Below are 22064 nucleotides of genomic sequence, written 5' to 3' on the forward strand. Positions count from 1 at the left end.
GCCGGCCCGGGGACATCGAGCCTAGAGACTCCGGCCCCACAATCAAGCCCGTCGGGTGAACGGGGACAAAGGGGTGCCCGGGTGGCCCGGACACCCCCCGCAGCCCTCAGACGTACTCGGTGGGAATCACCGGTTCGCCCCGCGACAGCTGGCTCGCCGACATCGGCAGACCCTCGCGGGCGGCGATGTGCCGGATCCGGGCCGCCTCCAGCGGTTCGCGTGCGACGACCTCGCCGCCCCGCACCAGCTCCACCAGCAGCTGCCGGTCCGCCAGCTCCGCCGGAACCGGTCCGGTGCCGATCACCTCGGCCTCCGCCACCCCGTGCTCGTCCAGCCGGCGCGCGGCCCACTTGCGGCCGCCGACCGAGGACTTGCCGCTCGTCGACTTCTTCGCGACCGAACGCAGGGTGTCCGCCGGATCGGCGGAGCCCGCACGGGCGACCAGCTTGTAGACCATCGAGCAGGTCGGGTGACCGCTGCCCGTGACCAGCTGCGTGCCGACCCCGTACGCGTCGACCGGCGCCGCGGCGAGCGAGGCGATGGCGTACTCGTCCAGGTCGGACGTCACCACGATCCTGGTCCCCGTCGCGCCGAGCTCGTCCAGCTGCTGGCGCACCCGGTGGGCGACCAGGAGCAGGTCCCCCGAGTCGATCCGTACGGCCCCGAGCTCCGTGCCGGCGACCTCCACCGCCGTGCGCACCGCCTCCGTCACGTCGTACGTGTCGACGAGCAGGGTCGTGCTCCGGCCGAGGGAGTCGACCTGGGCCTGGAACGCGTCGCGCTCGGTGTCGTGGAGCAGGGTGAAGGCGTGGGCGCTCGTACCGACGGTCGGGATGCCGTAGCGGAAGCCCGCGGCCAGGTCGGACGTGGTGTCGAAGCCGCCCACGTACGCGGCGCGGGCCGAGGCCACGGCGGACAGCTCGTGCGTGCGCCGGGCACCCATCTCGATCAGTCCCCGGCCGCCGGCGGCGGCCGACATCCGGGAGGCCGCGGCGGCGATGGCCGAGTCGTGGTTGAGGATGGAGAGGATCACGGTCTCCAGCAGCACGCACTCGGCGAAGGATCCCTCGACCCGCAGGATCGGCGAGCCGGGGAAGTACACCTCGCCCTCGGGGTAACCCCAGATGTCGCCGCTGAAACGGAAGTCGGCCAGCCATTCGAGGGTCGGCGCGTCCACGACGCCCCGGTCGCGGAGGAAGGTCAGCATCTCGTCGTCGAAGTGGAAGTTCTCCACCGCGTCGAGCACCCGACCGGTCCCCCCGACCACGCCGTACCGCCGCCCCTCGGGCAGCCGCCGGGTGAATGCCTCGAACACCGAGTGCCGGTCCGCCGTGCCGGCCTTCAGTGCGGCCTGCACCATCGTGAGCTCGTACTGGTCGGTGAAGAGTGCGGTCGACGGCACACCGACCCGTCGCCCAAGGTCCGCTGAGTTCATGACATGGATGCTACCCCCTATTTCGTCAAAGTGACGAGATGTAGGGTCCGTTTGTGCGATGAGCCCTCCCGGGTGGCAGCATGGGGTAGGTGAGCGTTGCTGCCCCCGTAGAGATCGAACGTCCCGAATCGGCCGAGGAGACCTCCGTCGTCCCCGAGCCCGACGTCCCCTGGGTGACGCTGGTGCACAACGACCCGGTCAACCTCATGAGCTACGTGACCTATGTCTTCCAGGCGTACTTCGGCTACTCCAAGGACAAGGCCCACAAGCTGATGCTGGACGTCCACCAGAAGGGCCGCGCCGTCGTCTCCAGCGGAAGCCGTGAGGAGATGGAACGCGATGTCCAGGCCATGCACGGTTACGGCCTGTGGGCGACCCTGACCCAGGACCGCAACTAGCCCCCGCAGTCGCCCCGCCCCTCCTTCCGCCCCACCATCGGAGAACCCATGGCCGGCCATTTCGAGGCCACCCCCGGCGGCGGCGCGGCCGTCGCGCTCGACGAGGTCGAGATCGCCATCCTGCGCTCCCTCGCCGTCCAGCTGCTGGAGCTCATCGGTCCGGGCGACGAGCCCGCCGAGGGCGAGGACCCCCTCGCCGCGCTCTTCGCCGAAGGTCCCAGCGAACCGCCGTCCGATCCCGCACTGGCCCGGCTCTTCCCCGAGGCGTACGGGGACGAGGACAAGGAGCTGCGCGAGGCGTCCGCCGAATTCCGCCGCTTCACCGAGAACGACCTGCGCACCCGCAAGCGCGACGACGCCCTCACCGTCGTCAGGACGCTGGACTCGCTCTCGCCCGTAGGTGACGGCGGTGCGGTGCTCAGACTCACCCCCGAGGAGTGCCAGAACTGGCTGGGCTCCCTCAACGACCTCCGGCTGACCATCGGCACGCGCCTGGAGGTCTCCGACGAGGACGGCACCGAGGAGGGCTCCCTCTACCGCCTTCCCGACAGCGACCCGCGCAAGCCCATGGTGATGGCCTACCTCTGGCTCGGCGCCCTCCAGGAAACACTCGTCGAGACGCTGATGCCGTAAGGGCCGGCCGACGGATCGCGGGCCGGGTGTTCGCTCAACGGACGCTCAAATCCGAATAACGATCCCGTCACCTGAATGGCCTTGTTTGCCGCCCATGGAAACGCTTGTCCGCTTCTTCCTGTGGTGTGCGCCACAGAATGACTCCCTGGCTCCCCGGGCAAACGTGATAAATCTTCACGACGCCCGGGGACGCCACCCCTGTTCCCGGGGACGTCGCGACCGGCCGAACGCCGGCGGCACTCCATCCATATCCGGGGGGATCAGGACCTGATCCGTAGCCATCGAAGGCACGGATCGGCGTGGAGAAAGGCGCACCACCCATGACATCGGCGCAGGTCGACAAGGGGCACGCAGGGCAGGACCCCGCGAATGCCGAAGCAACGGGCGAGGGATACCAGCGCGGACTGGGAGCCCGCCAGATCCAGATGATCGCCATCGGCGGAGCCATCGGTACGGGGCTCTTCCTGGGCGCGGGCAAGGCCATCGACCGGGCAGGCCCCAGTCTCATCCTGGCGTACGCCATCGCGGGCCTGGTGATCTTCTTCATCATGCGGTCCCTGGGCGAACTCCTCATGTACCGCCCGGTGTCGGGCTCCTTCTCGGAGTACGCCCGCGAATTCATCGGCCCGTTCTTCGGGTTCGTGACCGGCTGGACGTACTGGCTCTTCTGGGTCGTCACCGGAATTACCGAAGTCACCGCCGCGGCCACCTATATGACGTACTGGTGGGACATTCCCCAGTGGCTCTCCGCACTCGTCTTCACGGTCATTCTCTACGGTGCCAACCTGATCTCCGTGAAGCTCTTCGGTGAGCTCGAATTCTGGTTCTCGATGGTCAAGGTCACCGCGATCATCGGCATGATCCTGATCTGCGCCGGAGTGCTCACGCTCGGCTTCTCCGACGCGGGGGACACGGCCACCGTCGCCAACCTCTGGAACGACGGCGGATTCTTCCCCGAAGGCATCGGCGGCACGCTGATGACCCTCCAGATCGTGATGTTCGCCTTCCTCGCCGTCGAACTCGTCGGCGTCACCGCGGGCGAGTCCAAGGACCCGAAGACCGTCCTGCCCAAGGCCATCAACACCGTGCCGTGGCGCATCGCCGTCTTCTACGTCGGCGCGCTGATCATGATTCTCTCCGTGGTGCCGTGGAGCACGTTCAAGCCGGGCGTCTCGCCGTTCGTCGAAGCGTTCGAGCAGATGGGCCTCGGCGTCGGCGCCGCCATCGTCAACTTCGTCGTCCTCACCGCGGCGCTCTCCTCCTGCAACTCCGGCATGTACTCCACCGGCCGGATGCTCCGCGACCTGGCGCTCAACGGCCAGGGCCCCAGGGCCTTCACCAAGCTGACGAGTAACGGCCTCCCGCTGGTGGGCACCACCTTCTCCGCCGCGCTGATGCTCGTCGGCGTCTGGATCAACTACCAGTGGCCCGGCGAGGCGTTCAACTACGTCGTCTCCTTCGCCACCATCTCCGGCATGTGGGCCTGGATCATGATCCTCGTCTGCCAGCTCCGCTTCCGGGCCAAGGCCGACCGCGGCGAACTGCCGCAGTCCACCTTCCGGGCCCCCGGCGCCCCCTTCACCACCTGGTTCGCACTCGCCTTCATCGGCCTCGTCATCGTCATGATGGCCGTCGACGAGGACACCCGGATCTCGCTGTACTGCGCCCCGGTGTGGGCCCTGATCCTCGGCGTCTCCTACCTGGTGCTCAAGGCCCGCGACCCCGAGAACACCGCCTTCGTCAAGCGCTGACCCCGCCCGAAGGCCTCCCCGGACGCCCGGCCGCCCCAACGGCCGCGTCCACCATGTGGGCCCGCCCGTACCACTCCCCGGTACGTGCGGGCCCTCATGCATATCCTGAGCGCCATGCTGACCCTTACCCAGGCGCTGTACGACCAGATCGTCGCGCACTCCCGAGCGGACCACCCCGACGAGGCGTGCGGCGTGGTCGCGGGCCCGGCCGGAACGGGCCGCGCCGAACGCTTCATCCCCATGCTCAACGCCGCTCGCTCGCCCACGTTCTACGAATTCGACTCGGGCGACCTGCTGAAGCTCTACCGCGAGATGGACGACCGGGACGAAGAGCCCGTGATCATCTACCACTCGCACACGGCGACCGAGGCCTACCCCTCGCGCACCGACCTCACGTACGCCAACGAGCCCGGGGCCCACTACGTCCTCGTCTCCACCGCGGACACCGACGAGGCGGGCCCCTTCCAGTTCCGGTCCTACCGCATCGTCGACGGCGAGATCACCGAAGAGGACGTCAAGGTCGTCGAGGCCTACTGAGTCCGCTCCTGACTCCCGGGCCCGCAACGGGAGTCAGGAGCTGCGCCGGACCTCGCCGACGCGACCGATGTCCATCCAGCGAACGCATATCGTCCACGATGCGAGATCACACTCGGGTTTCCCCGGAGGGAATCGATACGATGAGCCCATGGTTCTCCATGACGTGAGCGACAAGACGCCGGGCACGATGCTCGTCGCGCGGCTGCACGTCGACCTGTGCAGGCTCTCCAGCGCGATCTGTCCCGGCTGCGGCCTGCCCCCCGGCCGTACGGTCTGAGCCGCGGCCCCGAGCGCCACCCACACGTCCCACCCCCAGCGCGGGGGCAGAAACGCGCGCCCCACGTCACCTCTCAGCTTCCGACAGGAGCCCACGCCATGGCCATCGAGGTCCGCATCCCGACCATCCTCCGCACCTACACCGACGGCGCCAAGGCGGTCGAGGGCAGCGGGGCGACCGTCGCCGACCTGTTCACCGACCTGGAGAGCCGCCACACCGGCATCCGCGAGCGCATCGTCGACGGCGGCGAACTCCGCCGCTTCGTGAACGTGTACCTCAACGACGAGGACGTCCGCTTCCTCGACGGCATCGACACGAAGCTGGCCGACGGCGACAGCATCACCATCCTCCCGGCCGTCGCCGGCGGAATGCGCTGATGCGGTACGACTCCCCGCTGGCGGCCGTGGGCAACACGCCCCTCGTCCGCCTGCCCCGGCTCTCCCCGTCCGACGACGTACGCATCTGGGCCAAGCTGGAGGACCGCAACCCCACCGGCTCGATCAAGGACCGCCCCGCGCTCCACATGGTCGAGCAGGCGGAGAAGGACGGCCGCCTGACCCCCGGCTGCACGATCCTCGAACCCACCAGCGGCAACACCGGCATCTCGCTCGCCATGGCGGCCAAGCTCAAGGGCTACCGCATCGTCTGCGTCATGCCGGAGAACACCTCGCAGGAGCGCCGCGACCTGCTCACCATGTGGGGCGCCGAGATCATCCCGTCCCCGGCGGCGGGCGGCTCCAACACGGCCGTCCGCGTCGCCAAGGGACTCGCGGCCGAACACCCCGACTGGGTGATGCTCTACCAGTACGGCAACCCGGACAACGCGGGAGCCCACTACGCGACGACCGGCCCGGAGATCCTCGCGGACCTCCCGTCCATCACCCACTTCGTCGCGGGCCTCGGCACGACGGGCACGCTCATGGGCGTGGGCCGGTACCTGCGCGAGCAGGTCGAGGGCATCAAGATCGTCGCCGCCGAGCCGCGCTACGACGACCTCGTGTACGGCCTGCGCAACCTCGACGAGGGCTTCGTCCCCGAGCTGTACGACGCCTCGGTCCTCACCACCCGCTTCTCGGTCGGCTCCGCCGACGCGGTCACCCGCACCCGCGAACTCCTCCAGCAGGAGGGCATCTTCGCGGGTGTCTCGACGGGCGCCGCTCTGCACGCGGCGATCGGCGTCGGGAACAAGGCCGTGAAGGCCGGCGAATCGGCCGACATCGTCTTCGTCGTCGCGGACGGCGGCTGGAAGTACCTGTCGACGGGCGTCTACACGGCCCCCACGACAGAAGCGGCCATCGAAACGCTTCAGGGCCAGCTCTGGGCGTAGCCCACCCCGGACAAGCTGTCCTCAAGCGCCGGACGGGCTGACACACGAGCCCGTCCCGCGCTTGGGGGCACGCTTTTTTCACCCGCGCCCCGCACCCTCACCGGACCCGCGCCCACACCCCCGGATCCACGACGCCCACCTTCCGCCGGAACGCACGCACGGCCACCCTCCGCGTCTCGTCCGGCTCCAGATAGCTCGTGCGCCCCTGCGCGTCGCCCACCGACCCCGGCGGCAGCGCGATCACCCCGGGCCGCTCCGCATGGTGCTTGCTGGTGATCTTGGCGACGACGGCCGTGCCACGCCGCACCGACAGGACGAGACACGGCCGGTCCTTCGACCCGGGCCCGTCCTCGTACGGCACCTCCGCCCACCAGATCTCGCCCGCCCTGGGCAGCTGCCCGGTCCCGCGCCGCGGACCCCCGGGCCGGCCCGGCGGACGGGTCCGTCCACCCGGACGGCCCCGGCCACCGCGCCCCCGGCCGTCCACCACCGCGACGACCAGGGCGAGCAGTACGACCGCGACGAGCGCCACCCACCAGGACGTGTTCATACGAACGACCGTACCGGCGCCTTCCATCGAACCGGTGACAGAGCAGGTGAGTTCCCCCACAACGGCAGGCTGCGGAGGAGCGACCAGGTGTTTCGCGCCTTACGCTCGACGAACCGTTCAACGCACCGCTCACCGCACCGCAGGAACCGCACGAACCCTCCCCGTTCCCACGTCTCGGAGGTTCACGCTCCATGAAGCTCACCGTCGTCGGCTGCTCCGGCTCGTTCCCGTCCGCGGGTTCGGCTTGCTCGAGCTACCTCGTAGAGGCCGACGGCTTCCGGCTGCTCCTCGACATGGGTAACGGCGCCCTGGGCGAGCTGCAGCGCCACGTCGGTCTCTACGACCTCGACGCCATTTTCCTCAGCCACCTCCACGCCGATCACTGCATCGACATGTGCGCGTACTTCGTCGTGCGCTACTACCGGCACGACGGGGGACGCCCCGCCACGATCCCGGTCTACGGCCCCGACGGCACCGAACAACGGCTGACCACGGCCCACGCGGACACCCCTTCGGACCGGGCGATGAGCGAGGTCTTCGACTTCCACACGCTCAAGTCGGGATCGTTCGAGATCGGCCCCTTCTCCGTGCGTACGGAGCAGCTCTGCCACCCGGTGGAGACCTTCGGTATCCGGGTCGAGCACGGCGGGCGGACGCTCGCGTACTCCGGCGACACCGGCTCCTGCGACGCGCTGGTGGAACTTGCCGAGGGTGCGGACCTGTTCCTGTGCGAGGCGTCGTTCGTCGACGGCAAGGAAGACATTCCCGATCTTCACCTGAACGGCCGTGAGGCGGGTGAGCACGCCACGCGCGCCGGGGCCGGCCGCCTCGTCCTCACCCACATCCCCCCGTGGACGGACGCCGCCCGCAACGTGGCCGACGCCCGCAGGGCGTTCGCCGGCCCGGTCGAGCTGGCCGTCCCAGGCGCGGTGTACGAGGTCTAGGCGGTCCGCCGCACGCACGAGGCCCCCACCTTCCGACGGGAAGGTGGGGGCCTCGTCGCATCTGCCGGACCGGGGCTTACGCCTTGGTCAGGTCCTCGACCTCTTCCTCGGGCTCGCGGCCCGGGGTGGTCAGGTTGAACTTGGTGATGGCGAAGCGGAAGACCACGTAGTAGATCACCGCGAAGACCAGACCGATCGGGATGATCATCCAGGGCTTGGTCGCCAGGTTCCAGTTCAGGAAGTAGTCGATCGCACCGGCCGAGAAGCTGAAGCCGTGGTGCACGCCCAGGCCCCAGGTGACGGCCATGGAGACGGCGGTCAGCACCGCGTGGATCACGTAGAGCAGCGGCGCGATGAACATGAACGCGAACTCGATCGGCTCCGTGATGCCGGTGACGAACGAGGTGAGTGCGAGGGACATCATCATGCCGCCGACGGCCTTGCGGCGCTCGGGGCGTGCGCAGTGCGTGATCGCCAGGGCGGCGGCCGGCAGGGCGAACATCATGATCGGGAAGAAGCCGGACATGAACTGACCGGCGGTGGGGTCGTTGTGGAAGAAGCGCGGCAGGTCGCCGTGCCACACGGCACCCGCGGAGTCCTTGAACGAACCGATCTCCTGCCAGGCCACCGTGTTGACGAACTGGTGCATGCCGACCGGCAGCAGGGCGCGGTTGACGACACCGAAGATGCCGGCGCCGACGGCTCCCAGACCGGTCATCCACTCACCGAAGTTGGTGATCAGGTCACCGATCGGCTCCCAGACCAGGCCGAAGAGCACACCCATGGCCGTGCCCACGAAGGCCATGATGATCGGGACCAGGCGGCGGCCGTTGAAGAAGCCGAGCCAGTCCACCAGCTGCTTGCGGTGGTAGCGCTGCCATATGACGGCGGCCAGGAGGCCCATGATGATGCCGCCGAAGACCTTGGGGTCGTTGTACGTCGCGGCGACGTCGACACCCTTGTTCGCCGTGGTGTTGACGACGGCGTCCGAGGTCGGGAACGCGGTCAGCACGCTCTTGTAGACGAGGAAGCCGACCAGAGCGGCCAGCGCGGTGGAGCCGTCGGCCTTCTTCGCGAAGCCGATCGCGATACCGACGCAGAACAGCAGCGGCAGGTTGGCGAAGACCGCGTCACCGGCGCTCGCGAAGACCGTGGCGACCTTGCCCCAGCCGAGGCCGTCGGCCCCGAAGACATCGGGCTGGCCGAGGCGGAGCAGAATACCTGCCGCGGGCAGCACGGCGATCGGCAGCTGGAGGCTGCGTCCCACCTTCTGCAGGCCCTGGAACAGGCCGGAGCCCCGCTTCTTCGCGGGGGCCGCCGAAGCGGTGGCCGTACTCATCAACTTCCTCCATTGGCAAGGCGCCGCCAGGGACAGGTTCCGGGGGGCGACGACTCAAGGAACGCGGCAGGTCGGCCGCGTGGTCTGGACCACTCAGTGGTGTAGACCAGTTTTAGCACGGTGAAGGTTAGATAAGGAACCTTCAAATTCCCCCTAATTCGCAGTAGTGCATCCAGCACCCTCCGTGACATGACGAAGGCCCCCGGACCAAGCGGTCCGGGGGCCTTCGGGGGGCCGGGCGGGAAGCCCGGCACGTCCTACTTCGTGAGATTCTTCTCGATCTCCTCCTCGATCTCGTCGGGCTCCCGCCCGGGGGTCTGGAGGTCGAACTTGGTGATTGCGAACCGGAAGATCGCGTAGTACACGACGGCGAAGCCCAGGCCGATCGGAATAATGAGCCATGGTTTGGTCGCCAGGCTCCAGTTGATGACGTAGTCGATCAGCCCCGCCGAGAAGCTGAAGCCGTCCTTCACCCCGAGCGCCCACGTCACCGCCATCGAGACACCGGTGAGCACCGCGTGGATCGCGTACAGCAACGGCGCGACGAAGAGGAACGAGTACTCGATCGGCTCGGTGATGCCCGTCACGAACGACGTCAGGGCGACCGAGACCATCAGTCCGCCGACCGCCTTGCGCCGGTGCGGCTTCGCGCAGTGGTAGATCGCCAGCGCCGCGGCAGGCAGCGCGAACATCATGATCGGGAAGAACCCCGTGGTGAACTGGCCGGCCGTCGGGTCACCCGCCAGGAACCGGTTGATGTCACCGTGCACGACGGTGCCGTCGGGCTTGGTGTAGTCGCCGAACTGGAACCAGACGAAGGTGTTCAGGAACTGGTGGAGGCCGAAGACGAGCAGTGCGCGGTTGGCGATGCCGAAGATGCCCGACCCCACCCAGTCCAGGTCGACCAGCCATTCGGAGAAGTTGACCAGGCCGTCACCGATCGGCTGCCACACCCAGGCGCAGAGGGACGCGACGGCCAGGCCGACGAACGCCATGATGATCGGGACGAGCCGGCGTCCGTTGAAGAAGCCCAGCCAGTCGACCAGCTTGACCCGGTGGTACCGCTGCCAGAACCAGGCCGACAGCAGGCCCATGACGATGCCGCCGAACACGCCCGGGTTCTGGTACTCGGCCGCCGTCACCGTCGCGTCCCCGTCGACGCACGTGCCGAACCACGTGCCGCCCGAGGTGAACGTCGAACCCGGGGCGCAGTCCACCGGGAACGCATGCAGCACCGCGTAGTAGACGAGGAAGCCCGTCACCGCCGCGAGGGCCGTCGAGCCGTCCGACTTCTTCGCCATGCCGATGGCGACACCCACGCAGAACAGCAGCGGCAGGCCCAGTCCGGAGTCGAGCAGCGCGCCGCCCGCCGCCGCGAAGACCTTGGCGACGTTCGTCCAGCCCAGACCGTCGGCGCCGAAGACGTCCGGCTGGCCGAGCCGGTTGAGGATGCCCGCGGCCGGCAGGACGGCGATCGGCAGCTGGAGGCTGCGGCCCATCTTCTGCAGTCCTTGGAAGAGGCCGCTCCACCACTTCCGTGTCGGAACTGCTGCGCTGCTGGAGCTCATCGGCATCCTCCCGGAACACGCCTGGTTTGGCGGTCGTTGCAAACTGGTGTAGACCAGTTGCGATACGGTGCGGAGCCCGCTCGGCAGGCAGGGCGCCGGTGATCGTCATCTTTCGCGATCGGCCGGATACCCGCCTGCGAAGTTGGGCCAACCGTGCGTTAACGTGACGAAACGGACCCATGGTGGGCCGCTCACAGCACGCAAAGACCAGGGAGTAGGACATGGCCAGCAAGGCTGAGAAGATCGTCGCCGGGCTCGGCGGCATCGAGAACATCGACGAGATCGAAGGCTGCATCACCCGCCTCCGCACCGAAGTCCACGACGCCAGCAAGGTCGACGAAGCCGCTCTCAAGGCCGCCGGAGCCCACGGCGTCGTGAAGATGGGCACCGCCATCCAGGTCGTCATCGGCACCGACGCCGACCCCATCGCCGCGGACATCGAAGACATGATGTGAGCCGCTGACACCGGCTCACCCCACCGGCCGCCGCTCCCTGCCCCAGGGAACGGCGGCCGGTCCCGTACCCCCACGCACGCCCATTAGGCTGCCCCCATGTCTCGCATCGACGGCCGCACCCCCGAACAGCTCCGCCCCGTCACCATCGAACGCGGATGGAGCAAGCACGCCGAAGGATCCGTACTCATCTCCTTCGGCGACACCAAAGTCTTCTGCACCGCCTCCGTCACCGAAGGCGTACCGCGCTGGCGCAAGGGCAGCGGCGAAGGCTGGGTCACCGCCGAGTACTCGATGCTGCCCCGCTCCACCAACACGCGCGGCGACCGTGAGTCCGTGCGCGGCAAGATCGGCGGCCGCACCCACGAGATCAGCCGGCTCATCGGCCGTTCCCTGCGCGCGGTCATCGACTACAAGGCACTCGGTGAGAACACCATCGTCCTGGACTGCGACGTCCTCCAGGCCGACGGCGGCACCCGCACGGCCGCCATCACCGGCGCCTACGTCGCCCTCGCCGACGCCATCGCCTGGGCCCAGACGAAGAAGATCATCAAGGCCGGCCGCAAGCCGCTGACGGGCACCGTCTCCGCCATCAGCGTCGGCATCGTCGACGGCACCCCCCTCCTCGACCTCTGCTACGAGGAGGACGTCCGCGCCGACACCGACATGAACGTCGTCTGCACCGGTGACGGCCGCTTCGTCGAGGTCCAGGGCACCGCCGAGGCCGAGCCCTTCGACCGCAAGGAGCTCAACGCGCTCCTCGATCTCGCCACCGCGGGCTGCGACAGCCTCACCGCACTCCAGCTCGAAGCCCTCGCCCGCACCCTCGGCGAGTAAAGAAGCAACCAAGAACACACCGCACAGCGTCGGTACGGGTACGGGCGCACGGGTCGAACCGTGCGCCCGTCCACGTACCAACTCCCGGGGAGGGACCGCACCATGGCCACGCGCCACCACCGTCACCACCGCATCGCACTCGCCGTCACGGCTACCCTGCTGACCCTCACCACGGCCGTCGGCTGCAGCGCCCTCGACAAGGCACTCGACTGCGTCCAGACCGCGGACGCGATAGCCACCAGCGTCGGCAAGCTCGAACAGGCCGTCTCCACCGCCGCCGACGACCCGACGCAGGCATCCGAAGCCCTGAACGAGATCGACAAGGAGCTGAAGGAGCTCGGCGACAAGACGGACAACGCCGACCTCAGCAAGGCCGTCGAGGACCTCAAGACCGGCGTCACCAACGTCCGCGGTTCCATCGAATCCGGCGACGCCACCCCCGACATCAGCCCGGTCACCGACGCCGCCACCGAGATCGGCAAGGTCTGCACTCCGTAGGGTCCCCGCACCATCCGGCGATAATCGACGCATGACGCGCCTCATCCTCGCCACCCGCAACGCCGGGAAGATCACCGAGCTCCACGCGATCCTCGCCGACGCAGGTCTCACCCACGACCTCGTCGGCGCGGACGCGTACCCCGACATCCCCGACGTCAAGGAAACCGGCGTCACCTTCGCGGAGAACGCCCTCCTCAAGGCCCACGCCCTCGCCCGCGCCACCGGCCACCCGGCCATCGCGGACGACTCGGGCCTCTGCGTCGACGTCCTCGGGGGCGCCCCCGGCATCTTCTCCGCCCGCTGGGCCGGCACCCACGGCGACGACAAGGCCAACCTGGACCTGCTCCTGGCCCAACTCGGGGACATCGACGCCCCGCACCGCACCGCCTACTTCGCCTGCGCGGCAGCCCTGGCGCTCCCCGACGGCACGGAACGCGTGGTCGAAGGCCGTCTCCTGGGCACCCTGCGCCACACCCCGTCCGGCACGAACGGCTTCGGCTACGACCCGATCCTCCAGCCGGACGGCGAAGCGCGGACCTGCGCGGAACTGGCTCCGGCGGAGAAGAACGCGATCAGCCACCGCGGCAAGGCGTTCCGGGCACTGGTGCCGGTGGTGCGGGAACTGGTGGGCTGACGCCTTCCGCCATGCCACAGGCCCGGTTCACAACGGCATGAGCCGTGAACCGGGCCTGTTGGTCAAGTGCGCGAGGAGGGGCTCGAACCCTCACGCCACTAGGGCACTGGTACCTAAAACCAGCCTGTCTACCATTCCAGCACTCGCGCGCGCGTCGAGCAGTCTACAAGGCGAGGGCGCGAGGGGAACGGGTCAGAACTTCGGGTCCGGGCTCTGGGCGTGGACCAGTTCCGCCGCCTCCTCGTCCGTTTCCACCGACGGCGGGGAACCCGCGAGGGGCTGGTTCGCCGTCTCCTTCATGCAGGCCACCGCGATCACGCCGACCAGGGCCGCCGCCATCGCGTAGTACGCCGGCATCAGGTTCGAGCCGCTCCAGCTGATCAGGGCCGTGATCACGAGGGGTGTCGTACCGCCGAAGACCGACGCGGAGATGTTGTACCCCACCGACAGGGAGCCGTAGCGGACGTTCGTCGGGAACAGGGCCGGGAGCGCCGCCGACATCGTGCCCAGCATGCAGACCAGGGAGAGGCCGAGCATCAGCATCCCGATGGTGATCGCGGGGACGCTGCCCTGGCGGATCAGCAGGAAGGACGGCAGGGACAGGAACAGGAAGCCGAGCATGCCCGCCATCAGCAGGGGCTTGCGGCCGTAGCGGTCGGAGAGCTTGCCGAAACTGCTGATGACGACCATCAGGAAGATCATGACGGCGAGCAGGATGAGCAGACCGTGGGTCTCGCTGTAGCCGAGCTCGTCGGAGAGGTACGTCGGCATGTACGACAGCAGCATGTAGTCGGTGATGTTGTACGCGCCGACGAGGCAGACGCACAGGATCAGCGTCCGCCAGTACTGGCGGAAGATCTTGGTGAGATCGCCCTTGGCGGTGGTCTCGACGTGGTCGGCGGCCTCCGTGGCGTGGGCGGTGCCGCCCTCCAGCTTCTGGAAGGCGGGGGTCTCGTCGAGGCGCAGTCGCAGGTAGAGGCCGACGAGGCCGAGGGGGCCCGCGACGAGGAAGGGGACGCGCCAGCCCCAGGACTCCATCTGGGCCGTGTCGAGGAGCGCGTACAGAGCGGTGACGAGACCGGCCGCGCCGATGTATCCGGCGAGGGTGCCGAATTCGAGGAAGCTGCCGTAGAAGCCGCGGCGCTTGTCGGGGGCGTACTCGGCGATGAAGGTGGACGCGCCGCCGTACTCGCCGCCGGTGGAGAAGCCCTGGAGCATCCGGAAGAGGATCAGCAGGGCGGGGGCCCAGAGGCCGATCGCGTCGTGGGAGGGGATGAGGCCGATGGCGAAGGTGCCGATCGCCATCAGGATCATCGTCAGGGCGAGGACCTTCTTGCGGCCGATCTTGTCGCCCATGGGTCCGAAGAACATTCCCCCCAGCGGCCGTACGAGGAAGGCCACGGCGAAGGTCGCGAAGGAGGAGAGGAGCTGGGTGGTGTCGTTCCCGGAAGGGAAGAACACGTGCCCGATGGTCACGGCCAGGTAGGAGTAGATACCGAAGTCGAACCATTCCATGGCGTTGCCGAGTGACGCCGCCTTCACCGCCCGCTTCACCGCCTTGTCGTCGGTGACGGTGATGTCGGTCCGGCGCAGCTTGGGGTTCTGGCGCTTCCTGATGGCGCGGAAGAGGGTGGGGTGGCGCTTGACCGCTTCTCGGTCGGCCCCCAGCTGGGGGTCGGAGGCCGCCATGGCCGGTTCCTTTCCTCGGAGGACGATTCCAGGAAGGGCTTCTGTTCGGCCATGGCAGCCGCAAACCGGCTCACGGTCAGATTGGGACGTGGGTCACAGACTCGCGACCTGCGGGGGAACCGGCGGAGCGGGTTCGGTGGATGCGTCAGACACCGAGGTCCTTGATGATCTTCGCCACGTGGCCGGTCGCCTTCACGTTGTAGAAGGCGTGCTCCACCTTGCCCTCTTCGTCGACCACGATCGTGGACCGGATGACGCCCGTCACCACTTTGCCGTAGAGCTTCTTCTCGCCGAAGGCGCCGTACGCCTCCAGGGTCTCCTTGGCGGGGTCGGCGACCAGGGTGACCTTGAGGTTCTCCTTCTCGCGGAACTTGGCGAGCTTCTCCGGCTTGTCGGGGGAGACCCCGATGACGTCGTATCCGGCGCCGGTCAGGAGGTCCAGGTTGTCGGTGAAGTCGCAGGCCTGCTTGGTGCAGCCGGGGGTGAGCGCGGCCGGGTAGAAGTAGACGATGACCTTGCGCCCCTTGTGGTCCGCGAGCGAGATCTCGTTGCCGTCGGCGTCGGGCAGGGTGAAGGCCGGGGCGGTGTCGCCGGGCTGGAGTCGCTCGCTCATGGTTCTCCTCAAGTGGCACATCGGGTGTTTGGGACCGAGCGTAATAGGGGTGCCGCCGGGTGTCCGGGCGGTGGAGCTGACAGACTGTCGATGAAGGATTACCGGACGACGACCACGGAGGCGGCGCAGTGTCGGATGCCAGGAGCCCTGCGCAGATCGAGGCGGACATCATCACCAGGCGCGATCAGCTCGCCGTGGTGCTCGATGAGATCGGGGTGCGTATGCACCCGAAGACGATCATCGGTGACGCGAAGGCCAAGGTGGCCGGGACGGTGGACCGGACGGCCGGGCGCGCGTTCGTCGCGGTGAACCGTTCGGTGTCGGACGTGAAGGCGCGGTTCGTCACGCAGGACGGTTCGCCGCGTCTGGACCGGGTGATTCCGGCCGCCCTGCTCATGGTCGGTGTGGTGAGTCTGCTGACCGTGTCGGTGCGCCGCAGGAAGTAGGAGGCGACGGGTCGCCCCGCGCCGGGCCCCTGCGGCGTGTGGCGCCGGTCCGAGCAGGTAGGTTCGGCTCGTGAGCGACAAAACCCACGACGACAAGCTGCCCATCCGTATGCTGCACGACCGCGTGCTGGTGCGGTCCGATTCGCCCGAGGGCGAGCGGCGTTCGGGCGGCGGCATCCTGATTCCGGCGACGGCCGCGGTCGGCCGGCGGCTGGCGTGGGCCGCGGTGGTCGCGGTCGGCCAGAACGTGCGCACGGTGGAGCCGGGGGACCGGGTGCTGTACGACCCCGAGGACCGTGCCGAGGTGGAGGTGCGGGGCGTGGCGTACGTACTGATGCGGGAGCGCGATCTCCACGCGGTCGCCGCGGACCGTTTCGAGGGCTCGGTGGATTCGACCGGCCTGTATCTGTAGGTCGTGTGCCGGAGGCCGTAGGGCCGGCAGCGAGTGCCCGGTGACTGGTGTCACCGGGCACTTTGTCATTTTTTGCTACGGTGGTGTGACCCCGACGAGACGCGCCGTACCGGGCCCTGCAAAGACGACGCACCGTGTTTGTCCGCGTTTTCTCGTCGGAGGTGCCGTCATGGCCTGGGTTCTGCTGCTTGTCGCCGGTCTGCTGGAAGTGGGCTGGTCGATCGGGATGAAGTTCACCGAGGGGTTCACCCGGCTGTGGCCGAGCGTGTTCACGGGTCTCGGAATCGTCGCGAGCATGGTGTTGCTCTCCCATGCGGCGAGGACGCTGCCGATCGGTACGGCGTACGGCGTGTGGGTGGGCATCGGCGCGGCCGGTGCGGCGGTGGTCGGCATGGTGGCGCTGGGTGAGCCCGCGACGGCGGCCCGGATCTTCTTCGTGTGCCTGCTGCTGGTGGCCGTGGTGGGCCTGAAGGCGACCTCGGGTCACTGATCCCCGGCCTGGCCGGTCATTCGTCCTGCGGGCGTGCGCCTTCGAAGGAGCCTCCGGTGTCGCCGGGGGCTTCCTCGGTGTCCGAGGTCTCCCCGGTTCCGCCGGTGTCCGTGCCGTCGTCGGTGTCGTCCTGGGTGGGGGCGGAACTGGCAGCGGGGCGGCTTGAGGACGGGTCGGGGGAGGAGTCCTCGGAGCTGGATTCCGTGTCCTCCGTGGAGGTGTCCTCCGACTCCTCGGATTCCTCTTCCGATTCTTCCTCGCCGGGTGGCGGCTCGTCGGCGCCTTCCTGGAGTTCGAGGTCGAATTCCACGGGTTCGGTGGAGTCGAGGGCTGCGGCCGTGTAGTCGGCCCAGGTGGCGGCGGGCGGCCCGCCGCCGTTCATGCGGGTCAGCCCGAGTGCTCCGTACAGCGGTGTCTGTGCGCCGGTTTCGGGGTCCTGGCCCATGACGGCGACGACGGTCGCGAGGTCGGGGGTGTAGCCGGCGAACCAGGCGGCCTTGTCCTCCTCGGCGGTTCCGGTCTTGCCGGCGGCGGGGCGGTCGGCCGCGAGCGCGGCGGTTCCGGTGCCGTCCTCGACGACGGTCCGGAGGATCGACGTGGTGGTGTCGGCCGCTGTCCGGCTGACGGCCTGTCGGGTGCTCCTGGCGGGGAGGGCGATGGTCTCGCCGTCCTTGGTGACCTTGTGGACGAGGATGTAGGTGCCGTGTCTGCCGTGGTTGGCGAGGGTGGCGTACGCCTCGGCCATGTCGAGGACGCTGGCGGTGGCGGGACCCAGCGCGATGGACGGCGACGCGGTGAGGTCGGGGGTGTTCGCGGGGACGCCGAGGCTGACCGCGGTGTTCCTGACCTTCTGCGGGCCCACGTCCTGGGCCATCTGGGCGTAGACGGCGTTGACCGACCGGTCGGTGGCGGTGCGGACGGGGACGGTTCCGTAGTCGACGTCGTCCTCGTTGGCGGGGGCGTATCCGGTGGGTCCTTCGGCGCCTTCGACCATGCGTTTGTTGGTGCCGTCGTACAAGGTGTTCGGGGTGATGGTGCGGCCGTCCTGGGTGGTGGAGTCGTGGGTGACGGCGGAGGTGAAGACGAAGGGCTTGAAGGTGGAGCCGACCTGGTAGTCGCGGCGGGTGGCGTTGTTGACGTACTGCTTGGTGTAGTCGACGCCCCCGTACATCGCGACGACCTCGCCGGTCTTGGGGTCGATGGAGGCGCCGCCGACGCGGACGTTGCGGTCGATGGCCCGGCTGTCGCTCGTCCGCGACATGATGTTCTGCTCGACGGCGTCGACGAAGGCGTCCTGCTTCGCCCTCTCCAGGGTGGTGGTGATGCGGTAGCCGCCGGTGGCGAGGGTCTCCTCGTCGATGATCTTGTTGCTGGTGAGGTAGTCCTCGGCGGCCTGGACGAGGTATCCGCGCTGGCCGGAGAGGCCGGTGGAGGGCTTGGCCTCGCCGGGGACGGGGAACCTGGTGGCGGCGCGCCCGGTGGCGGTGAGCCACTTCTCCTTGACCATGCCGTCAAGGACGTAGTTCCAGCGGGCGAGGACGTCCGCCTTGTTCTCGGGGTGGGCGACGACGTCGTACGCGCTGGGGGCGTTGAGGAGGGAGGCGAGGTACGCGCCTTCGGCGGTCGTGAGGTCCTCGACGTTCTTGCCGTAGTACGCGTGGGCGGCGGCCTGGATGCCGTAGGCGTTGCGGCCGAAGTAACTGGTGTTGAGGTAGCCCTCGAAGATCTGGTCCTTGCTCTCCTCGCGGTTGAGTTTGACCGCGATGAAGAACTCCTTGGTCTTGCGGACGACGGTCTGTTCCTGGCCGAGGTAGTAGTTCTTGACGTACTGCTGGGTGATGGTCGAGCCGCCCTGCCTGCCCTTGCCGGTGACGGTGTTCCAGGCGGCGCGGCCCATGGCCTTGACGTCGACGGCGCGGTCGGAGTAGAAGTCGCGGTCCTCGGCGGCGAGCACGGCGCGCCGGACGGTGAGGGGGACCTGGCTGAGCCGGATGTTCTCGCGGTTGACCTCGCCGTCGCGGGCGATGACCGTGCCGTCCTTGTAGAAGTAGGTGTTGGACTGCGCGGTGGCGCTGGCGTTGGCCGCCGGGATGTCGACGAGCCGGTAGCCGGCGAAGAGCCCGCCGATGACGAGGAGCGCGACGCCGAGGACGGTGCCCAGGAGCAGGCGCCAGGTGGGGAAGGCGCGGCGCCAACCGGTGCGCCTGGGGCGCTTCTTGCGCCTCTTCTTCTCTTTTCCGGGCAAGCCGGCGGGGAGTGGCAGGCCGTCGTGGTCGCGCGGGGCCCAGTGCTGCTCGTCGCTCATGTCGGTGGGGACTCCTCGGCTGCGGTCAGTCACCCCATAGTGCACTTTTTGTGCTGATAACCAACGGATTCTCCCGTGGTGGATGGTCGCGGCGGTGATAACCGGTCGCGCCGCCCGCGAGGCGTGGACTAGGGTCGGGCGCTTTGGTGCCGCGGGCAGGATCGAGGCTGAGGCGGGGGGTGGCTGCGGTGCGGCTGTACGGGGTGGTGGCGGCAGGCGGATTCCGGCGCCATGCCACGTACCGGATCGCGACCGCGGCGGGTGTCTTCACCAACACCGTCTTCGGTTTCATCATGGCGTACACCTACATCGCCCTCTGGGACGAGCGTCCGCAGCTCGGCGGCTACGACATGTCCGAGGCGCTGACCTACGTGTGGCTCGGCCAGGCGCTGCTGATGACCTGCGCCATGATGGGCGGCGGCTTCGAGGACGAGCTGATGGAGCGCATCCGTACCGGCGACATCGCGGTCGACCTGTACCGGCCGGCGGACCTTCAGCTGTGGTGGCTGGCGGGGGATCTGGGGCGGGCGGCGTTCCACCTGCTGGGGCGGGGCGTCGTGCCGATGGTGCTGGGTTCCCTGGCGTTCGACCTGGCGCTGCCCGGCTCGCTCTGGACCTGGCCGGCCTTCCTGGTCTCCGTGCTGCTCGGAGTCGTGGTGAGCTTCGCGGTGCGCTACCTGGTGGCGCTGTCGGCGTTCTGGCTGATGGACGGCGCGGGCGCGACGCAGATCGCGTGGCTGGCCGGGCTGTTCTTCTCCGGGATGCTGCTGCCGCTGAACCTGTTCCCCGGGCTGCTGGGCGAGGTGGCACGGATGCTGCCGTGGTCCTCGCTGCTCCAGGTCCCGGCCGATGTCTTCCTCGGCAAGCGCACGGGCTGGGGGCTGGTGGAGGCGTACGCCTTCCAGGCCGGCTGGGCGCTGGTGCTGCTGACGGCGGGTCGGTTCGTGCAGGTGCTGGCGACCCGGAGGGTGGTGATTCAGGGTGGCTGAGACCGAGGTCGCGTTCGAGGACCGTTCCCGGCTGGTCGAGGGGGTCAGGGCCTACGGGCTGATCGTCGCGATGTGGCTGCGCTCCACGATGGCGTACCGCGCGTCGTTCGCGATGACGGCGCTGGGGAACTTCGTGGTGACCGCGTTCGACTTCGTCACGATCATGCTGATGTTCTCGCACGTGGACGCCTTGGGCGGGTACACCCTGCCGGAGATCGCCCTGCTGTACGGGATGTCGGCGACCGCGTTCGGGCTGGCCGATCTGCTGCTGGGGTCGATGGACAGGCTGGGGCGGCGGGTGCGTGACGGCACGCTGGACACCTTGCTGGTGCGGCCCGTACCGGTGCTGGCGCAGGTGGCGGCGGACCGATTCGCGCTGCGCAGGCTGGGCCGGATCACGCAGGGCCTGCTGGTGCTGGGGTACGCGCTGGTGTCGCTGGACATCGCGTGGACACCGGTGAAGGTGCTGATGATCCCGCTGATGGTGCTGAGCGGGGCGGCGATCTTCGGGGCGGTGTTCGTGGCGGGCGCGGCGTTCCAGTTCGTCGCACAGGACGCCTCGGAGGTGCAGAACGCCTTCACGTACGGGGGGACGACTCTGCTCCAGTACCCGCCGACGATCTTCGCGAAGGACCTGGTGCGCGGGGTGACGTTCGTGGTGCCGCTGGCCTTCGTGAGCTGGCTGCCCGCGCTGTACGTGCTGGACCGGGAGTACCCGCTGGCACTGCCGCAGTGGGCGGCCTTCCTGCCGCCGGTGGTGGCGGCGGCGTGCTGGGCACTGGCGGGCCTGGCGTGGAGGGCGGGCCTGCGCGCGTACCGGAGTACGGGCAGTTAGCCGGGCCGTCAGGGCACGGCGGGGCTGTCCGGCAGGTGACGACGAGAAGAGGGGCAGGGCATGGACGCGGACTTCATCGAACTCGACGGGGTCGAGAAGGTCTTCGACGTACGCCGCAGGGCCGGCTTCATGCGCCGGGAGCGTCACCAGGTGCGCGCCGTCGACGGCATCAGTTTCCGCGTGCCGCGCGGCGAGATGGTCGGCTACATCGGCCCCAACGGCGCGGGCAAGTCCACCACGATCAAGATGCTCACCGGCATCCTCACCCCGAGCGGTGGCCGGCTGCGGGTCGCGGGCATCGACCCGTCCCGTGAGCGTACGAGGCTGGCGCACCGGATCGGCGTGGTGTTCGGGCAGCGGACGACGCTCTGGTGGGACCTGCCGCTCAAGGACTCGTACCGGCTGATGCACCGGATGTACCGCATCCCCGACAGCCGCTTCCGCGAGAACCTCGACCGGTGTGTGGAACTCCTCGACCTGGCCGAGCTGCTGGACGTGCCCGTGCGGCAGCTGTCGCTCGGGCAGCGGATGCGCGGGGACATCGCGGCCGCGCTGCTGCACGATCCGGAGGTGCTGTACCTGGACGAGCCGACGATCGGGCTCGATGTGGTCTCCAAGGCGAAGGTCCGGCAGTTCCTGCGTGACCTGAACGCCGAGCGGGCCACGACCGTGCTCCTGACCACGCACGATCTGACCGACATCGAGCAGCTGTGCAAGCGGGTGATGGTGATCGACCACGGCCGGCTGATGTATGACGGGGAGCTCGCAGGGCTGCACGAGGTGGGGGAGAGCGAGCGCACCCTGGTGGTCGATCTGGAGCGTGAACTCCCGCCCATCGAACTGGAGCCGGAGCTCGCCGTACGGGTGGTGAAGGTGGCGGGGCCCCGGCAGTGGCTGGCGTTCCCGGCGTCCGCTTCCGCGGCGCCGCTGGTGGCGAGGATCGCGGCGGGCTACCCGATGGTGGACCTCTCGGTCCGGGAGCCGGACATCGAGGCCGTGATCGCGAAGATGTACGAGACGGGCGTGGCGGTTCCGGGGCGCTGAGGCGTGTCCCCGGCCTCGGGGGCTCGGCGGATGCGCGCCCCGGCCGGTCGGTGACGTGAGC

Annotated in this window: 25 protein-coding genes, 1 tRNA gene and 1 riboswitch; of the genes, 18 read left to right on the forward strand and 8 right to left on the reverse strand. The window is 68.8% G+C overall.

The annotated features are described in order from the left end of the window. Positions 1-106: 106 nt before the first annotated feature. Positions 107-1435: a nicotinate phosphoribosyltransferase gene (locus AB0C82_RS27560; protein WP_362846839.1), complete on the reverse strand. Its 1329-nt coding sequence runs from the start codon at positions 1433-1435 to the stop codon at positions 107-109. 89 nt (positions 1436-1524) lie between these two features. Between AB0C82_RS27560 and clpS the strand changes: the two genes are divergently transcribed. The 7 genes from clpS to AB0C82_RS27595 all read left to right on the forward strand — a co-directional run bounded on the left by clpS (position 1525) and on the right by AB0C82_RS27595 (position 6358). After that, the gene (gene clpS / locus AB0C82_RS27565) at positions 1525-1833 is read left to right on the forward strand and encodes an ATP-dependent Clp protease adapter ClpS (protein ID WP_185300569.1); all 309 of its coding nucleotides are present in this window, start codon (positions 1525-1527) and stop codon (positions 1831-1833) included. 48 nt (positions 1834-1881) lie between these two features. After that, positions 1882-2466, forward strand: a complete 585-nt coding sequence (locus tag AB0C82_RS27570; protein WP_362846841.1) for a DUF2017 domain-containing protein — start codon at positions 1882-1884, stop codon at positions 2464-2466. Positions 2467-2786: 320 nt separating this feature from the next. Continuing rightward, positions 2787-4217: an amino acid permease gene (locus tag AB0C82_RS27575; protein ID WP_362846843.1), complete on the forward strand. Its 1431-nt coding sequence runs from the start codon at positions 2787-2789 to the stop codon at positions 4215-4217. A 114-nt stretch (positions 4218-4331) separates the two neighbouring features. Continuing rightward, positions 4332-4754: a M67 family metallopeptidase gene (locus AB0C82_RS27580; RefSeq protein ID WP_362846845.1), complete on the forward strand. Its 423-nt coding sequence runs from the start codon at positions 4332-4334 to the stop codon at positions 4752-4754. Positions 4755-4902: 148 nt separating this feature from the next. After that, positions 4903-5031 carry a putative leader peptide gene (locus AB0C82_RS27585; protein ID WP_362846847.1) on the forward strand — a complete coding sequence of 43 codons (129 nt, stop codon included), beginning with the start codon at positions 4903-4905 and terminating at the stop codon, positions 5029-5031. A 98-nt stretch (positions 5032-5129) separates the two neighbouring features. After that, entirely contained in the window at positions 5130-5408 is a 279-nt protein-coding gene (locus AB0C82_RS27590) for a MoaD/ThiS family protein (RefSeq protein ID WP_362846849.1), read from the forward strand. Then, complete coding sequence (locus AB0C82_RS27595; protein ID WP_362846851.1) at positions 5408-6358, forward strand: cysteine synthase; 951 nt, start codon at positions 5408-5410, stop codon at positions 6356-6358. The genes AB0C82_RS27590 and AB0C82_RS27595 overlap by 1 nt, the downstream gene beginning before the upstream one ends. 97 nt (positions 6359-6455) lie before the next feature. Here AB0C82_RS27595 and AB0C82_RS27600 read toward each other — a convergent pair whose 3' ends face one another. Beyond that, positions 6456-6908: a type II toxin-antitoxin system PemK/MazF family toxin gene (locus AB0C82_RS27600; protein WP_362846853.1), complete on the reverse strand. Its 453-nt coding sequence runs from the start codon at positions 6906-6908 to the stop codon at positions 6456-6458. Positions 6909-7099: 191 nt separating this feature from the next. On the opposite strand from AB0C82_RS27600, the gene AB0C82_RS27605 reads away from it, so the two are divergent. Beyond that, a complete protein-coding gene (locus AB0C82_RS27605) occupies positions 7100-7852 on the forward strand; it encodes an MBL fold metallo-hydrolase (protein ID WP_362846855.1) in 753 nt (250 codons plus the stop codon). Between the two features lie 76 nt (positions 7853-7928). Here the strand turns inward: AB0C82_RS27605 and AB0C82_RS27610 are convergent, their stop codons facing one another. Then, positions 7929-9191 carry a PTS transporter subunit EIIC gene (locus AB0C82_RS27610; RefSeq protein ID WP_362846857.1) on the reverse strand — a complete coding sequence of 421 codons (1263 nt, stop codon included), beginning with the start codon at positions 9189-9191 and terminating at the stop codon, positions 7929-7931. A 257-nt stretch (positions 9192-9448) separates the two neighbouring features. Further along, on the reverse strand, positions 9449-10759 hold the full coding sequence (locus AB0C82_RS27615; protein ID WP_362846859.1) for a PTS transporter subunit EIIC: 1311 nt from the start codon (positions 10757-10759) through the stop codon (positions 9449-9451). 221 nt (positions 10760-10980) lie between these two features. On the opposite strand from AB0C82_RS27615, the gene AB0C82_RS27620 reads away from it, so the two are divergent. The 4 genes from AB0C82_RS27620 to rdgB all read left to right on the forward strand — a co-directional run bounded on the left by AB0C82_RS27620 (position 10981) and on the right by rdgB (position 13180). After that, entirely contained in the window at positions 10981-11214 is a 234-nt protein-coding gene (locus tag AB0C82_RS27620) for a PTS glucose/sucrose transporter subunit IIB (protein ID WP_173313430.1), read from the forward strand. A gap of 96 nt (positions 11215-11310) precedes the next feature. After that, entirely contained in the window at positions 11311-12048 is a 738-nt protein-coding gene (rph, locus tag AB0C82_RS27625) for a ribonuclease PH (RefSeq protein ID WP_362846860.1), read from the forward strand. Between the two features lie 102 nt (positions 12049-12150). Continuing rightward, on the forward strand, positions 12151-12546 hold the full coding sequence (locus tag AB0C82_RS27630; RefSeq protein ID WP_362846862.1) for a hypothetical protein: 396 nt from the start codon (positions 12151-12153) through the stop codon (positions 12544-12546). A 31-nt stretch (positions 12547-12577) separates the two neighbouring features. Further along, positions 12578-13180 carry an RdgB/HAM1 family non-canonical purine NTP pyrophosphatase gene (gene rdgB, locus AB0C82_RS27635; protein WP_362846864.1) on the forward strand — a complete coding sequence of 201 codons (603 nt, stop codon included), beginning with the start codon at positions 12578-12580 and terminating at the stop codon, positions 13178-13180. A 67-nt stretch (positions 13181-13247) separates the two neighbouring features. On the opposite strand, the gene AB0C82_RS27640 is transcribed toward rdgB, so the two are convergent. From AB0C82_RS27640 to bcp, 3 genes are all read right to left on the reverse strand, one after another. Next, positions 13248-13329: transfer RNA gene (locus tag AB0C82_RS27640), tRNA-Leu, on the reverse strand. A gap of 43 nt (positions 13330-13372) precedes the next feature. After that, entirely contained in the window at positions 13373-14869 is a 1497-nt protein-coding gene (gene proP / locus AB0C82_RS27645; protein ID WP_362846866.1) for a glycine betaine/L-proline transporter ProP, read from the reverse strand. A 145-nt stretch (positions 14870-15014) separates the two neighbouring features. Beyond that, positions 15015-15482, reverse strand: a complete 468-nt coding sequence (bcp, locus tag AB0C82_RS27650) for a thioredoxin-dependent thiol peroxidase (RefSeq protein WP_362846868.1) — start codon at positions 15480-15482, stop codon at positions 15015-15017. A 128-nt stretch (positions 15483-15610) separates the two neighbouring features. Here bcp and AB0C82_RS27655 point away from each other — a divergent pair, with 128 nt between their 5' ends. From AB0C82_RS27655 to AB0C82_RS27665, 3 genes are all read left to right on the forward strand, one after another. Next, positions 15611-15928, forward strand: a complete 318-nt coding sequence (locus AB0C82_RS27655; RefSeq protein WP_362846870.1) for a DUF3618 domain-containing protein — start codon at positions 15611-15613, stop codon at positions 15926-15928. Between the two features lie 70 nt (positions 15929-15998). After that, positions 15999-16340: a co-chaperone GroES gene (locus AB0C82_RS27660; protein WP_362846872.1), complete on the forward strand. Its 342-nt coding sequence runs from the start codon at positions 15999-16001 to the stop codon at positions 16338-16340. Between the two features lie 68 nt (positions 16341-16408). Next, positions 16409-16474: riboswitch (guanidine-III (ykkC-III) riboswitch) on the forward strand. A gap of 35 nt (positions 16475-16509) precedes the next feature. Then, on the forward strand, positions 16510-16830 hold the full coding sequence (locus tag AB0C82_RS27665) for a multidrug efflux SMR transporter (RefSeq protein WP_362846874.1): 321 nt from the start codon (positions 16510-16512) through the stop codon (positions 16828-16830). Between the two features lie 16 nt (positions 16831-16846). On the opposite strand, the gene AB0C82_RS27670 is transcribed toward AB0C82_RS27665, so the two are convergent. Continuing rightward, positions 16847-19135 carry a transglycosylase domain-containing protein gene (locus AB0C82_RS27670; RefSeq protein ID WP_362846876.1) on the reverse strand — a complete coding sequence of 763 codons (2289 nt, stop codon included), beginning with the start codon at positions 19133-19135 and terminating at the stop codon, positions 16847-16849. A gap of 188 nt (positions 19136-19323) precedes the next feature. On the opposite strand from AB0C82_RS27670, the gene AB0C82_RS27675 reads away from it, so the two are divergent. The 3 genes from AB0C82_RS27675 to AB0C82_RS27685 are packed head-to-tail and all read left to right on the forward strand — an operon-like array spanning position 19324 to position 22003. Continuing rightward, entirely contained in the window at positions 19324-20124 is an 801-nt protein-coding gene (locus AB0C82_RS27675) for an ABC-2 family transporter protein (RefSeq protein ID WP_362847223.1), read from the forward strand. Further along, positions 20117-20959: an ABC transporter permease gene (locus AB0C82_RS27680; RefSeq protein WP_362846878.1), complete on the forward strand. Its 843-nt coding sequence runs from the start codon at positions 20117-20119 to the stop codon at positions 20957-20959. Before AB0C82_RS27675 ends, AB0C82_RS27680 begins: the two co-directional genes overlap by 8 nt. A gap of 60 nt (positions 20960-21019) precedes the next feature. After that, positions 21020-22003: an ATP-binding cassette domain-containing protein gene (locus AB0C82_RS27685; RefSeq protein ID WP_362846880.1), complete on the forward strand. Its 984-nt coding sequence runs from the start codon at positions 21020-21022 to the stop codon at positions 22001-22003. The last annotated feature ends 61 nt before the right edge of the window (positions 22004-22064 follow it).

The organism is Streptomyces sp. NPDC048560, from assembly GCF_040650955.1.
GTDB lineage: Bacteria > Actinomycetota > Actinomycetes > Streptomycetales > Streptomycetaceae > Streptomyces.

What these genes read in the sequence shown, in the direction of transcription:
- AB0C82_RS27630 (WP_362846862.1), top strand. Translation starts at nt 12,151, where the DNA reads ATGGCCACGCGCCACCACCGTCACCACCGCATCGCACTCGCCGTCACG.
- AB0C82_RS27575 (WP_362846843.1), top strand. Translation starts at nt 2,787, where the DNA reads ATGACATCGGCGCAGGTCGACAAGGGGCACGCAGGGCAGGACCCCGCG.
- AB0C82_RS27620 (WP_173313430.1), top strand. Translation starts at nt 10,981, where the DNA reads ATGGCCAGCAAGGCTGAGAAGATCGTCGCCGGGCTCGGCGGCATCGAG.
- AB0C82_RS27610 (WP_362846857.1), bottom strand. Translation starts at nt 9,191, where the DNA reads ATGAGTACGGCCACCGCTTCGGCGGCCCCCGCGAAGAAGCGGGGCTCC.
- rdgB (WP_362846864.1), top strand. Translation starts at nt 12,578, where the DNA reads ATGACGCGCCTCATCCTCGCCACCCGCAACGCCGGGAAGATCACCGAG.
- AB0C82_RS27615 (WP_362846859.1), bottom strand. Translation starts at nt 10,759, where the DNA reads ATGAGCTCCAGCAGCGCAGCAGTTCCGACACGGAAGTGGTGGAGCGGC.
- AB0C82_RS27595 (WP_362846851.1), top strand. Translation starts at nt 5,408, where the DNA reads ATGCGGTACGACTCCCCGCTGGCGGCCGTGGGCAACACGCCCCTCGTC.
- proP (WP_362846866.1), bottom strand. Translation starts at nt 14,869, where the DNA reads ATGGCGGCCTCCGACCCCCAGCTGGGGGCCGACCGAGAAGCGGTCAAG.
- AB0C82_RS27585 (WP_362846847.1), top strand. Translation starts at nt 4,903, where the DNA reads ATGGTTCTCCATGACGTGAGCGACAAGACGCCGGGCACGATGCTCGTC.
- AB0C82_RS27605 (WP_362846855.1), top strand. Translation starts at nt 7,100, where the DNA reads ATGAAGCTCACCGTCGTCGGCTGCTCCGGCTCGTTCCCGTCCGCGGGT.
- AB0C82_RS27600 (WP_362846853.1), bottom strand. Translation starts at nt 6,908, where the DNA reads ATGAACACGTCCTGGTGGGTGGCGCTCGTCGCGGTCGTACTGCTCGCC.
- bcp (WP_362846868.1), bottom strand. Translation starts at nt 15,482, where the DNA reads ATGAGCGAGCGACTCCAGCCCGGCGACACCGCCCCGGCCTTCACCCTG.
- AB0C82_RS27590 (WP_362846849.1), top strand. Translation starts at nt 5,130, where the DNA reads ATGGCCATCGAGGTCCGCATCCCGACCATCCTCCGCACCTACACCGAC.
- AB0C82_RS27670 (WP_362846876.1), bottom strand. Translation starts at nt 19,135, where the DNA reads ATGAGCGACGAGCAGCACTGGGCCCCGCGCGACCACGACGGCCTGCCA.
- AB0C82_RS27665 (WP_362846874.1), top strand. Translation starts at nt 16,510, where the DNA reads ATGGCCTGGGTTCTGCTGCTTGTCGCCGGTCTGCTGGAAGTGGGCTGG.
- AB0C82_RS27685 (WP_362846880.1), top strand. Translation starts at nt 21,020, where the DNA reads ATGGACGCGGACTTCATCGAACTCGACGGGGTCGAGAAGGTCTTCGAC.
- AB0C82_RS27570 (WP_362846841.1), top strand. Translation starts at nt 1,882, where the DNA reads ATGGCCGGCCATTTCGAGGCCACCCCCGGCGGCGGCGCGGCCGTCGCG.
- AB0C82_RS27560 (WP_362846839.1), bottom strand. Translation starts at nt 1,435, where the DNA reads ATGAACTCAGCGGACCTTGGGCGACGGGTCGGTGTGCCGTCGACCGCA.
- AB0C82_RS27580 (WP_362846845.1), top strand. Translation starts at nt 4,332, where the DNA reads ATGCTGACCCTTACCCAGGCGCTGTACGACCAGATCGTCGCGCACTCC.
- rph (WP_362846860.1), top strand. Translation starts at nt 11,311, where the DNA reads ATGTCTCGCATCGACGGCCGCACCCCCGAACAGCTCCGCCCCGTCACC.